A 12986-nucleotide genomic window follows, 5' to 3' on the forward strand; every position below is an offset into this window, starting at 1 on the left:
ATATATCAATGACTGCACAGGCAAGTATCATACAACTAATTCCCGAAGAAGCTGATCCCACTTGGATCATTAGTTATTTGGAAGGAGAAGAGTTTACCGCACGTCATGTAGAAGCCTTAAAAGTGCTCAGTACGATTAATGTACGTGAACTTGCTCATATACTGGGAATTACCCCTAAGACCTTCACCGTTTACACGAAGGATGCGACCAAGGTCAAAATTGATACCAAAGAGCACATCCTGTTGTTGTTATCGCTGATCAAAAAGGGTACAACGGTATTTGGTGATGCTAAAGTTTTTCATACCTGGTTAACGGCTCCTAATGTATTTTTTGATCGCAAAAAACCCTTGGAGTTTTTACGCACCATTAGCGGAATACGATTTGTGGACCATCGATTGACTGCCATGGAATACGGGGATAATGTGTAATGCAGGTATTTAGGATTGTACGTAAGAAATATCACGCTTCGCTCAGTGCTTCGGGAGTACCAAACCGGTGGAACAGAGAAAATGAATATGTAATCTACGCCTCGCAAAGTAGGGCGTTGTGTACGCTGGAGATGGTTGCGCATCGCAATGCGTTGATGGCAGCGCTGGATCATTATTTACTCACCATTTCATTACCAGATGATGATTCACACTACCTGGACATTTCAGCAGAATTACCCAAGGAGTGGAAACATTTTAAAAACTATAACGTACTACAGCGTTTGGGCAGTGCATGGTATCAGGCTAAAACCAGTCTAATCCTAAAAGTACCTTCAGTATTGATCCCCGGGGAATTTAATTATGTGATCAACACTACGCATGCGGACTATGAAAAGGTCAGGATTACTAACGCAGAACCATTTGTGTGGGACAGCAGGTTGTTATGAAAAAAAATAGCCCGATGATCAGGCTATTTTGATTTATACTGAAAAGAAAATGTACATGTCTATTTCTTTACCATTTTTTTTGTGATGCGTTTTCCATACACACGTAAATGTAATAAGTAAATCCCGGCAGAAAGTGCAGCTACATCAAGGGTTTTAGCCTGAACCACTTCTCGTGAAAATACTTCTTCTCCTAGTATGGAATATATTCTCACCTCACCACTAATGGCGCGATCAAACTGTAAGAGATCATGCACAGGATTGGGATAAATCGTAATGTCAGCGGCTTCAAAATCAGGCGCAGATAGGGTGGAGTGGGTAAGTTTAATGGCGTACATATCGTTTCCGGTATTATCAGCAACAAGGTTGAGCCCTATTCCGGCACCGATAATAGTTTCATCGCTTAGTTGAGTAATTCCATAGAGTACACTAATATTAAATGCATTTTCAAAGAGCTCAAAATTTCCTGCTTCAAACGGAACAAATCCATTAGCAGTTTCAGTTTTAAATACGCGATAAAATCCACCGAGATTGCTGGTGAAATAGGCAGTACCATTATCGTCTATAAAAGCATCTTCCATAAATCCGGTAACTGTAGATGTCGCTACGCCATCTGTACCAAATGTAAGGTCCATGCCGGTAGTGGTGAATTTGAATATAACCGGTTCGATGGTATTTCGGGTAGTTCCAATCGCAAAAAAGGAATCCCCAAACTGTTCAATGTCTTTGAGATCAGCAAAAATCTGTGTAGAAATGACTCCGCTGTTTCCAAACGTGCCATCAAAGGTGCCATCGGCATTGAGCAAGAAGAGTTGTTCATCCTGATCGGTTCCTGCCAGCATAATTTGACCGTTATCTAATACATGAATAGCAGATATCCATCGGGAAAATTCAAAGCTGTCAAAAATCAATACACCATTATCTGCAAAGCCGGAATCCGGAACACCGTTAGGAGTTAGTTTTTGAACCATATACTCATGATTGCTGTTATTGCCCACACGATAGCGTCCCCCGATGAATATTTCGCCGCTGGCAGTTACTTCTAACGTACCAAAAAAGGTATCAATCCCGGTTGGAGCGTACAGATAAGATCCATTGGTTCCAAACGAATTGTCCAAGGTTCCATCAAGATTAAGACGAATAAGAGCAATGCCCGTAACATTAGCATCACCCACAATAATGCGTGCACCTATAATTAGTTTATCGTCTTGCAATGCAATCCATTCGCCAAGTACATTGGTGGATTCTCCATTGGGCCCGCTTACTGCAAAACGTTTTAAAGGTGAATCACCAAATGCGGGATTAGGAGTACCGTCGCTAAGGGTACTGTACACAGCGATTTCTGTAGGATCAACTACGTAGCCAACGTAGTATAGCAGGTCATCATTACTAGCGATAACTTTTCTAAAAAAATCGGTTGTACCATCATGAACGCCAAGGTAACCGGAACCAGAATCGTTTCCAAAATTAAGGTCTAGTTCAAAATCTTGTGCAGCTGCAGTAAAAGTTAAGCATAAACATAAAACGCGTAAAATTTTTTTCATGGTGTAGAGTGTTGAGTTTATCTCTTAATGAAATTTTTATGCTGAAGGTTAACCTTAAAGAGTATCAGTAATCGTTATCCATATTCCTATAGGACGTATGGAAGAGTTTTTACAGTTCTAAGGCGGAGTAGGATTTGACGAAGCATAAACGCATAACAAAATATTCTATTTTACATAATATAAATTATGGTTCAAATCACACAGTAAATTAACGTATAGCGCATTTATGCGCTATTTGATATAATATCAGATATAACCTCCGCCATTTGGCGGATTATATCGACAGATATTATATCAAAGTGAATTTACGACTAGTATTCTAAATTCTCAATAATCACCTCTCTGTAATTTTTACGACTAGAGATCTGTATTACAGTTAGCAAACTGAATAATCAAGCTATTAGATATACGATCAGATATAACCTCCGCCATTTGGCGGATTATATCGCTTGCAGCTAGTATTATAAAATATTAAAAACCGACACTGCGCTAATTTACGGCTAGATATCTGTATTACAATTAACAAACTCAATGATCAAGCTATTAAATATACGATCAGATATAACCTCCACCATTTGGCGGATTATATCACTTGCAGCCGCATCATCTCACAGATAAAAGAAATTGATTCACAGGATCAATTTCTTTCACTCGTGTCAACGTGAATTTACGGCTAGTATCCGTGAATTTTGTTGGAACGGTAATTCACTAGATAAATTTCTTACACTTATTTTAAAGCCGTTTTGCTGCTTAATTTCTTAAATTATGCAGTGAGCTAGAAATTTTATATCTGGCGAATTCTCGAGATTTTACTGATTTATTGTACTCTAATTTTACCTGCACCAATCATAAACTTATATCCAAATTGAAACTGAAAGAAGTTAGCACCCTCATCGGCATTTTGATTATTATATACTCGCATACGTAGGAAAATAGCATTGTTTTGTTTTTTTGATGGGAAATATGATACCTCAAACTCATTTCTAAAAACCAAGAAAGATTCTGGGTCATTAAATTCGGGTATGTTATTGTAGGGACCTTGATGATAATTGGCCAACTCTGAAAGTAGATTGAGTTCAAAGTTCTTTAGCCTTTTAAATTCAAAAGCTAGTCCAGCACCAGCTCCAAGAGTTTTATAAGTATATGATTGTGAATCATTATTAACTTTAGAAAGTTGATAACGTATTACAGTATTCAGAATAATTTCAAAAGGAAAGTTTTTGCCTGGATTATAGGTAATCAAATCTAAACGCATCCCTGCATCTAAAAAGGATTGCTGGATATGGTCTATTGGCTCAGATAGGGTTAGTGTATCATTTACCATTTTAGTTTGTAAAAATTCATTCTCTTCATCCAGACGTGCATATTGCAAATAAGGTTTAATTTTTTTAAATGCATATAGGTTTGGTTGATCTGAAAAAGTTCCAAAGGGTAAAATAAAAAAATCGGCTTGACCTTCGAATTGAGCGATTCCATTAGGTGTCTCTCCAGATAAACCTAATAAATCGGTATATGCCCTGAGGTCAATAACGTTATTGAGACTAGTTGATTGTCGTAACTCGTATCGATTAGATGCATTTACATTAGTTTTATTACCCTCGTCATCTACAAGCGGAAATGAGAATGACGCATCATTGGGCACAAAATTCCCCTCTTCACTAGTAATGTATCTTAAAACATCTACAACTTTTAATCGGTAACACGAGTATTCTGTATTATCAACCGATGTTTTTTCTGCTGAATTTTTAAGAAAATTTCGCTCTGATAAATCATTGAAATTAAGTAAGGATATAGATAAGGTATTCTCAAATATATGAGTTTTTCCTTTTTCATCCTTTAGGAAAACCCTTATATCACGAACATTACCTTCGTACATATCTAAAAGCATTTTATCAAAATAGAGAGCCCTATATTTCGGTAGTTTTGTATATTTTGAATCATTATCTTCGCATTTTTTTACAACAAAAATCTCTTCTTTATCTTTAGGAAACCAAAAATCTCCAAAATAAGTTTTTGATTCTTCATTAAGAATAGTATTAAAGACTTTATTTGCTGTCTCGTCTTCAAGAATTTTTTGTTTTGAAATAATCTTTCTTTTATCGAATAAAATGTAAGTTTCCTCTTCCTGTTCTTTTTCCTCTTCCTCTTCCTCTTCCTCTTCCTCTTCCTCTTCTTCAATCTGACTTACTCCGATTAGATAATTTTCAGGTAATGTAATTACACTTTCCACAACTTCTCGTTTTACTGCTTTTGTTATATAAAAAGATATTGCAGTTTCAGCATTTTTATATAATGAGTCTACTATTTTTTTTTGTTCCAAGACTTCTTCATAGAATGATATCACATTAGGTGATAAAATATCTGTAAGTTTTCTGAGGGAATCTTGAGCTGTATTTAGTTCTTCTAAGTTTTCTTTCAGTTTTTTGTATTGTTCAGCTAAATCTTTTTTTGCATCAATAGTATAGTCTATTTGTGATGACATAGTGATTGAATATAAAAGGATAACAACAATATGTAAATACTTCATAATTAATTTGTTGGTTAATAATTAATTTAAAAGTAATAAACTTTTTAAGTTATTTTAATACCTCTTAATGGGTATTTGTTAAACTAAAAAATTACCGACTTAATATTTAATAAGCTTAGAAATTCCCGATATGAAAATCTTTATTTCCCAATTACTTAAGTGCGGCATTATAGAAATGTCATTCTCAAAGAAGTCTTTTTTATCTGGGTTTTGACAATATTTTCGCGGGAATTAAATAGAAAGCTCTTGACTCATTCTCAATTACTAAAGCCAATCCTAGAAATTGATTGAACGTAAAACTAAATGGTTGATTTTGCCAGTAGGGCTTTAATTAGATAGTCTAAACCCCAGACTCTACTATAGCCAGTAGTAAAGAAATATACGCAAGATTTTTTTGCAATATCTCAGCAGCTCAAAGGAATAACACAAAAATTTAGCAATCAGACTTTAGAAAATTCATGAACTCCCAAAATTTAAAGATCCACTCACTTAGCGTTTACGCCAAAGCTTTTTTAGCGAAGGTGGATTGTTTTACCAAAATTCTCTTAGGCCAAAAAACTATGGTAAATACAACAACCCCAGTCTACTAACATGGTTTGCTAGTTTTGATTGTATTTCATCCACAAAGCTTTTTCTCAAGCAACAGAGTTTTCTCATTTTATTAATTTCGGCTTTTGTAACGGAATGGAAATACCTATAATCTAAAACCAAATGACACTCATTTAAACTAACCTCAGAATACAATAAAGCAGAAAAATAATTTCTGTCCGTTTTTTCAAATAAATATTCCCTACTCTTCTTATCAATGAGAAAACCAGGCACCATACGGTAATATTCTTCCTTGTTTTGAGCTACGTCGCATAATGGTGTGATGTTTAACTCTAATGGTATAAACTTAGAGGAGTCTTTAAAAATTAGATTAGCAATATCTTTTCGTACTTCTGAACTTTTTGAGTCTTTTTTCTTCGTCGCTTCCTTTTTTGATAATGATCTACCTAAGTCGATACAATCGGTTAATAGTTTTTTATAATTATGCGCTCCCTTATTAGCTTTATAAATGGAACCAGTTAAGTGATTGTTTCCGACTTCTATTGAAGTTAAAAGTTTGGAATTTAATCTACCTTTATCAGTTGAGCTTAATCTTTTCGTCGGTAACCAGTTTTTGAATTCAGGTTGAGTATTGACAATAATTTCTTTGTCTATTTCATCATCAATTAATTCACTTAGGGCTAACATAAATGCGTCCGTTTTCTTCTGGTCATTTAGTTTATTAAAATTTTCGAAACCAAGAAAAGAAATTGAAAGACTAGTTATAATACTATCTAGCTTTGAGTTTTTATTTGCGGGAGTTTCCCCACTAACTAAATCGAATAAATAGTCAACGGTTTTACTACCAGATTTACTGATAAGATTTTCCCAAGCTGATAATATTTTAAACGCCTCGTTTTGCGTCAACTTAGAGGTAATCAATTCTAATAGGGCTTTTTCTTGTCCATTTTTCCAATTATGAGTAATTCCGTCTGCTCCACTAATTGTCTCAAAAAAATCTTTCTTCTCTAAAGAAATTATTTCTAATGGCGGTCTCTGGTTTAGTTTGTATTCATTAGTCGAGTCATTAAAAATCTCCTTAAAGTCATTTAAAAAGGTGTCTTCCTGTTTACTCCATACTAGAATTAGATAGCTACTAGAATTGTTGGCAAGTAACTTATTTAATATTCCAGCATGAATGTTCTTAAATGACTTTTTATCTTTGGGATTGAGAGTTGGTTTCAAATTTAAGTCTAGAAATATCAGACGTACTTGTCTACTTTCCTTTGGTAAACTTTTCGAACTACCATCTAAATAAATATGAGGTATTTGATGAGAATAAAGGGACTTAATAATAGGTGTTGCTTCGGTTAGCTGGTCATCAATGACATATACATTACCTGTGGAAAAATACTTATCTATCATATTTTATTTAGTGAAAAGTAAAGATACTAGAGCTCCTTTTTTAAATTCTTCAGGTAAGGAGTAATCAGAAAAATTGGGAAAAGTTAAGCTGCCTTTTTGTGTAAGCATAATTTCATGGGCAATATTCAAACCTAAACCTAAACCAACTTTTTTTCCGGTCTCCATGGGTTCAATAGCTTGGTCTGTGGGAATCAAAAATCCAGTTCCATTATCGGCTATTAATATTTCAACAGTGTTTTCATTTTCAACAGCGTCAATGTATATTAGTTTTTCTGATATTGATTTATGCTCCTCATAAGCAACATTCAACCAATAAATGGAATTGTCAATAAGGTTAATAATAATTCCCTCTATAAGACCTTTGGATACTTTCAGAACTAAATCCGGTTTTTTGAGATAAGCCTTAGTTATATTCACTTCATGTTTTCTCAATCTAAATTCTATCGAAAATAAAGCATCTTCAATCAATTCGCTTACGGCTACTTCTTGAGTAATAGATTTGCCAAACATTTCAGAATAACCCTTAATTAATTTAGATAATCTTTTTACAAGACTGAGAACATTCTTTATGGTATTGGGATCATTAGTTACTATTTCAAGTAGTTCTTTTAAAACTTTCTCAACTTCATGCAGTACAATGCCTAAGCCAAGACCTGCACTTGAGGTTTTAATAAGCCTATCGTGCATTAATTTATAGCTGTTTTCTATTTCAGCTAAATGAGAATTTATTTCATTTGCTACATTCGAATCCTTTACCTTATAATTTACAATAGCTTGTAGTTTTGCAATAGAAGATAAAACGGGTTCACTTTTCTTGGTTGGCCCATAAAAGTCTCTTAAAATTTTCTTGTCGAATTTTCTAAGTAATTCTACGATTTCAATAGTATGGGCAACAGCATCCCTGAAGTCGTAGAAATTGCTGTTTTCAATAAAGCCCTCTCTATTAGTTTTTTCTTCCAAACCATAGCTAGTTTCCCTATCAAGAAAAACTCCACAAACAATAATATTATTACTAATTTTTTCACCTGGACTATTGACTCTTTTTAGGTTCAAATCTAGCCAATCATTATCTGGTTCACCATAATTGTAAACTCTGAGGCCATCCCTAAAAACCTTTACTCCAGAATTTGATTTTAAATATTCTTTTAGTCCTTTTTTATCAAAAACCTCTTTTAGGACATAACTTTCTAAATCAAATACGAATCCCTCAATTCGAATTTTTCCAATTTTGTCTGGAGACACACTAAAGGAAACCTTATTGTTAAATTCATCTCTTCTTTTCAATGTATGATGACTGAGAATTAGCTCATCTTGATTTATACTAGAATTTTTTATATCAAAGCTTCTTTTTCTCTTTTTAGCTTTATCAAATGTAGGATATGGGCGAAATTCATAATTAAACATATCAATTGAATTCTTGGAAATCACAGCATCAAATTTGTAAAGTGCGAAATTCTTTATTTCATCCCAAGTTATGATATCTTCTAGCCAACCTGGTTTGTCCAATATTTTGAACTCAACTTTAAAATCCTCGCTTGTTCCTCTAAATGGCGGGGAAATTGAAGTAATTGACCTCTGAATATCTCTAGCCTTTCCCCTAGTCCAAACTGACTTTAGACTACTAATACAGATAAAAGTACCTTCAGCACCGTCTTTAATAAAATGCTCTGGCTCCGTTTTCTCTACAACAGTAATATCAATATCCTCGATATACTTTTTTTTCTTGGTATTACTTTCATCAAATTCTTCCCAATTAATATTTACATGGACTTCGTTTTTGTCTTTTTTCTTACTTATAAGTTCGATTTTGTTTCCAAGCTTATGTACTCCTAATCGTCCGATTCCTTTTTCTCCAATGGGAATTCTCTTTGGTTTTGGCTCATCAAAATTTAACTGGTAGTTTGTTGCGCGCCTTTTCTTAAAATCACTTCCCAGCTCTAACCATACGTCCAAAATTATATCAATGTCCATTCCAAAACCATTGTCCTCTATTAGGATAATTCCATTTTCAGGACTATCAATATTATCCATTAGAACGGTTACATCCGTAGCATTGGCATCATAAGAATTTTTAAGAATTTCTAAAAAGGCAACATCGTCACTTTTAATTAGCATGTCCCCTAATTGAGGCAGTAATCTTGCTCTCGACTTGAAATTAGCAATGTGTTTAATCGATGTAGAATCATTTCTATAAACTAAGCCTTTGCCTAAATCTTCTTTACTAAGATTCAAATTGCTAAGAAAATCTTCAGATTCATTTTTAGCAATTGTAAAAGCTTCAAAATTGTCATTGTCAACCTTTGTAAAGAGTACTAGGGATTCGGGCTTCAATGTTACACCAAGTCTTGTGATTCGATATTCATTTTTAGCTTTTCCATAATAGATTATTCGACTTTCGAGTTCTAAACCTTTATCTAGCCATTTAAGTCTTATTAATTTTTCATTGTTCTCACCACGAATACCTTTAAATTCGAAAAAGGAAATTGAACCCTTAGGAATGTATATTCCTGATTGGTGTGCTCCAGTTGCACCTGCATCATTTGCCGAAACAATTTTTAAAAAGGCCTCTCCAGAATCCTTAATTAATTTAATTTTCTCTTGAAAATCCTTCATTTAAATCTAATTGACAGCTATTTCCTCTTGATTAATTAATAAACCCTTATCCTCGATGAAGTCAGTCATGTTGCGGGCAATTGCATTTAAAACAGGTACTGCTACTGAATTTCCAAATTGTTTATAAGCCTGAGCATCAGAAACGGGTTGTTCAACTTCTCCGTTAAAAAATCGATAACAATCTTCGGGGAATCCTTGGAGCATACAAGCTTCTAAAGGTGTTATCCTTCTGGGTATTTCACCTTCCTGCTGTAAAAGAATTTCTGCTCCATCTTTATAATAACGGGCAGACATAGTTCTTGTAACATTATTAGCAAAAGGCATTTGATTCATATTGAAACCAAATCCGTTACCAAGACCTTGGTGTCTTGCTCTATGTCTTTGTAGAGCATTCCATGTGCCACGACCCAAGGTATATCTGTCACCATGGAGTTCCCTTATTTTCGCTTCGGGAATAATGATTTCGCCTAACTCGTAAATTCTTTGTTCAGGCAGACTAGGAAATATTGACTTAATCTGTTCTGAAGTAACATTTAAATCGTTTCTAAAACCAATTATATAAATTCGCTCTCTATGTTGTGGAACCCAATGAGCTGCATCAATAATTCTTGTTTCAAAAGTATATCCTATTTCAGTCAATGATTTACAAATGGTCGTGAAGGTCTTACCCTTGTCATGACTTTTTAGGTTTTTTACATTTTCCAGTAGGAAGGTTGCTGGTTGCTTTATTCGCAGTATTTCTTTTACCTTAAAAAACTCTGTTCCCTGAGTTGCATCGTCAAATCCGTGCAGTCTTCCTAAGCTATTTTTTTTTGAAACTCCTGCTAATGAAAAGGGTTGGCATGGGAATCCAGCAGTAAGTAGGTCATGATCTGGTATTTGATTTTCAATATCTTGAATCTCATGTATATCACCAAACGGAACTTCTCCATGAAAGGCATTGTAGGTAATTTGAGAATATTTATCCCATTCAGATGAAAATACACATTCGTGCCCATTAGCTTCAAAAGCAAATCTTATTCCCCCTATTCCTGCGTATAAATCTATAAACTCCATATGACGAATTTAACGAAATTACTATTCTCAAAAATATTCTTTTATAAAATTATCAAGATGTTATTAAATGATAATTTGATATTAATCTAGTTGTTATGTCTTTAAAAGTAGATTCTATTTTATCCTTTTTGAGATCACATTCCCATACGATAATTAGATTCCAACCTAATTCCAATATTTTCTTTTTACTCTGTTTATCCCTATCAATATTTTTATCAATTTTATTTTCCCAAAATTTTTTATTGCTTTTAGGAAGTTTATAATATTTACAATTTTCATGTCCATGCCAAAAACAACCTTGAACTTCAATTATGGTTTTATATTTTGGAAGAACTATATCTGGTTTTCCAGGTAATTTTTTATCATGAAGCTTATATCGAAATCCGTTTGAATGTAAGAATCTGCGTACCAACATTTCAGGTTTTGTATTAGAACCCTTAATCTGACTCATATTGTAGCTTCTTACTTCTTTGGAATGAACATCTCCCATATCACAAAGATACTACCTACTACTAAAAAGTATCCCTACTAATCCTCTCTTATCGCTAAGTATTTCTCACCAATGCCCAGTACCGGGTTCACCCTTAAAGGGTCCCACCAAATCTGGCGTGATCCAACCTGCATAAAAGGCACCCGGCTGGGCGGTGACGGTTACGCCATCTACATAACACTCCAGCGGCTGGGGATAAAAGGCCAAATAATCCTGTAATTCTTGAAACTCAGGATACGGCTTAGGATACGACCAGGCAATGGGGTGGTTGCCCATGGATTTTAATGCCCAATAGGTCGCCGTACCTTTCCATTCGCACATACTGGTTTTTCCGGGTAATTTTACGAGTTGGCTCATGTCGATATCTGTCGGCGGAATATAATAGGTCGGCGGACTGGCGGTTTCCAGTACGCGTAGTGCAGCTTTGGTATGGGCAATGTCTATCCTATCATGGCGCACAATTACTGATTGAGGGACGGGTTCAATGGCTGGCGGTCTGGGAAAATCCCAGACTGACCTCTCACCTTCTTTTGGCACTACGGCAAAAGGTGGTCGCTCACTCCCATTATATCCCCAGCTTTCGCGGGCTCTTTTTAACCAATCTGTCATCGTGTTTTCGTGTTTTTCTTGTATACGTTATTTGCATCCTTCAGGAGTACGTTTTGCTTAAGGCAAATGCTTCGGGTTGGTGAGCATAAACTGCATTAACCGCCTGAATAATGTTATCCCAATTACAATGTACTGATTTATGTGTAGAAGTCCGGCCTCCTATGGTACAGATATTATCTTGGCGTACTCTTACCCTTCCGCCGCAGGCGAAAAAATAATTCGTTTCAACATCCAACTCAAGCGTTAAACCTGCAATAAAACAGCACTAAGCCTTCGTTAAAAACTTGATCAGTGCGTAAGTTTCCGTCATCTTGCAGCATAATCTTGAACAAACTAAAATAGAAAAACATGGACGTATTATTTGTATTAACCTCTCACGATAAATTAGGCGATACCGGGAAGAAAACCGGGTTTTGGGTAGAAGAATTTGCCGGGCCCTACTACACCCTAAAAGACAAAGGTGTAAACATTACCTTAGCTACTCCAAAAGGCGGAAAAGCACCCATCGATCCCAGCAGTACGACAGAAGATGCTTCTACTAAAGATACCCAACGTTTTAATAACGACCCCGAAGCCCAGGAGCGCATCAACACCACTAAAAAACTGAGTGAAGTTAATCCCGCCGACTTTGACGCCGTGTTTTACCCAGGTGGTCACGGTCCACTCTGGGATTTAGCGACAGACGCCACCTCAATCAAATTGATTGAAACCTTTTATGCGCAAGATAAACCCGTGGCTTTTGTGTGTCACGCCCCGGCTGCACTTAAACATGTAACCGCAGCAGACGGCGCTCCCCTGGTGCAAGGAAAAAAGGTGACCGGCTTTACCAATAGTGAAGAGGAAGCGGTACAGCTTAAAGATGTGGTGCCCTTTTTAGTAGAGGATATGCTCAAAGAAAATGGCGGACATTACACTAAAGCCAATGATTGGGAAGAGCACGTGGTGCAAGATGGTCTCTTGATTACAGGGCAAAATCCGGCTTCGTCTAAATTGGTTGCCGAGAAATTGTATGAAGCAACAAAATAGTTGATATGTTATAATTATCTAACAATCAATTCATAGTCAAAGGCTGAAGAAGGGAGTCCCATTCTTCAGCCTTTTTTCTTTGGTATGAGTCCTTTGCACATCATTCGTTTCAGGCTGATCTCGATATAAGATTGATCTTTATGTTGGTATGCTTCGGGAACTTGACCAAATCCATCGTAAGTGAGAGGCCAGGATAAGATATTTTAAAGGTCGTCTCTTTCACTTGTTTGCTCCTCCTCTTCCGCTGCAAGCGAAAAAATACCCTAGCCAGGTTTCAGGTTTGAGTTGCATTACCAA

General features: G+C 35.6%; 10 protein-coding genes. 3 read left to right on the forward strand and 7 right to left on the reverse strand.

Annotation, left to right across the window (positions count from 1 at the left end; genetic code table 11):
• Window positions 1-8 precede the first annotated feature (8 nt).
• Entirely contained in the window at window positions 9-428 is a 420-nt protein-coding gene (locus ABD000_RS01215) for an antitoxin Xre/MbcA/ParS toxin-binding domain-containing protein (protein ID WP_343762749.1), read from the forward strand.
• A complete protein-coding gene (locus ABD000_RS01220; protein WP_343762751.1) occupies window positions 428-874 on the forward strand; it encodes an RES family NAD+ phosphorylase in 447 nt (148 codons plus the stop codon). Before ABD000_RS01215 ends, ABD000_RS01220 begins: the two co-directional genes overlap by 1 nt.
• Window positions 875-933: 59 nt before the next feature.
• Here the strand turns inward: ABD000_RS01220 and ABD000_RS01225 are convergent, their stop codons facing one another.
• From ABD000_RS01225 to ABD000_RS01255, 7 genes are all read right to left on the reverse strand, one after another.
• On the reverse strand, window positions 934-2415 hold the full coding sequence (locus ABD000_RS01225; protein WP_343762753.1) for a T9SS type A sorting domain-containing protein: 1482 nt from the start codon (window positions 2413-2415) through the stop codon (window positions 934-936).
• Window positions 2416-3232: 817 nt separating this feature from the next.
• Entirely contained in the window at window positions 3233-4897 is a 1665-nt protein-coding gene (locus ABD000_RS01230) for a hypothetical protein (protein ID WP_343762755.1), read from the reverse strand.
• 603 nt (window positions 4898-5500) lie between these two features.
• Window positions 5501-6895 (reverse strand): hypothetical protein, encoded by a 1395-nt coding sequence (locus tag ABD000_RS01235; RefSeq protein ID WP_343762757.1) that lies wholly within the window; start codon window positions 6893-6895, stop codon window positions 5501-5503.
• Between the two features lie 3 nt (window positions 6896-6898).
• Window positions 6899-9508 carry an ATP-binding protein gene (locus ABD000_RS01240; RefSeq protein WP_343762759.1) on the reverse strand — a complete coding sequence of 870 codons (2610 nt, stop codon included), beginning with the start codon at window positions 9506-9508 and terminating at the stop codon, window positions 6899-6901.
• 6 nt (window positions 9509-9514) lie between these two features.
• Window positions 9515-10564, reverse strand: coding sequence for a DNA (cytosine-5-)-methyltransferase (gene dcm, locus ABD000_RS01245; protein WP_343762761.1), 1050 nt, complete (start codon window positions 10562-10564; stop codon window positions 9515-9517).
• A 52-nt stretch (window positions 10565-10616) separates the two neighbouring features.
• The gene (locus ABD000_RS01250; protein WP_343762764.1) at window positions 10617-11054 is read right to left on the reverse strand and encodes a very short patch repair endonuclease; all 438 of its coding nucleotides are present in this window, start codon (window positions 11052-11054) and stop codon (window positions 10617-10619) included.
• A 66-nt stretch (window positions 11055-11120) separates the two neighbouring features.
• Window positions 11121-11663, reverse strand: coding sequence for a DUF427 domain-containing protein (locus ABD000_RS01255; RefSeq protein WP_343762768.1), 543 nt, complete (start codon window positions 11661-11663; stop codon window positions 11121-11123).
• Between the two features lie 348 nt (window positions 11664-12011).
• Here ABD000_RS01255 and ABD000_RS01260 point away from each other — a divergent pair, with 348 nt between their 5' ends.
• Window positions 12012-12689, forward strand: coding sequence for a type 1 glutamine amidotransferase domain-containing protein (locus ABD000_RS01260; RefSeq protein ID WP_343762772.1), 678 nt, complete (start codon window positions 12012-12014; stop codon window positions 12687-12689).
• The last annotated feature ends 297 nt before the right edge of the window (window positions 12690-12986 follow it).

The sequence above is a fragment of the Gangjinia marincola genome (assembly GCF_039523415.1).
In the GTDB taxonomy this organism is placed as follows: domain Bacteria; phylum Bacteroidota; class Bacteroidia; order Flavobacteriales; family Flavobacteriaceae; genus Gangjinia; species Gangjinia marincola.

Bases quoted from the DNA above. Each gene is read 5' to 3' on its own strand.
- ABD000_RS01215 (WP_343762749.1), top strand. From the start codon at position 9: ATGACTGCACAGGCAAGTATCATACAACTAATTCCCGAAGAAGCTGAT.
- ABD000_RS01220 (WP_343762751.1), top strand. From the start codon at position 428: ATGCAGGTATTTAGGATTGTACGTAAGAAATATCACGCTTCGCTCAGT.
- ABD000_RS01225 (WP_343762753.1), bottom strand. From the start codon at position 2,415: ATGAAAAAAATTTTACGCGTTTTATGTTTATGCTTAACTTTTACTGCA.
- ABD000_RS01230 (WP_343762755.1), bottom strand. From the start codon at position 4,897: ATGTCATCACAAATAGACTATACTATTGATGCAAAAAAAGATTTAGCT.
- ABD000_RS01235 (WP_343762757.1), bottom strand. From the start codon at position 6,895: ATGATAGATAAGTATTTTTCCACAGGTAATGTATATGTCATTGATGAC.
- ABD000_RS01240 (WP_343762759.1), bottom strand. From the start codon at position 9,508: ATGAAGGATTTTCAAGAGAAAATTAAATTAATTAAGGATTCTGGAGAG.
- dcm (WP_343762761.1), bottom strand. From the start codon at position 10,564: ATGGAGTTTATAGATTTATACGCAGGAATAGGGGGAATAAGATTTGCT.
- ABD000_RS01250 (WP_343762764.1), bottom strand. From the start codon at position 11,054: ATGGGAGATGTTCATTCCAAAGAAGTAAGAAGCTACAATATGAGTCAG.
- ABD000_RS01255 (WP_343762768.1), bottom strand. From the start codon at position 11,663: ATGACAGATTGGTTAAAAAGAGCCCGCGAAAGCTGGGGATATAATGGG.
- ABD000_RS01260 (WP_343762772.1), top strand. From the start codon at position 12,012: ATGGACGTATTATTTGTATTAACCTCTCACGATAAATTAGGCGATACC.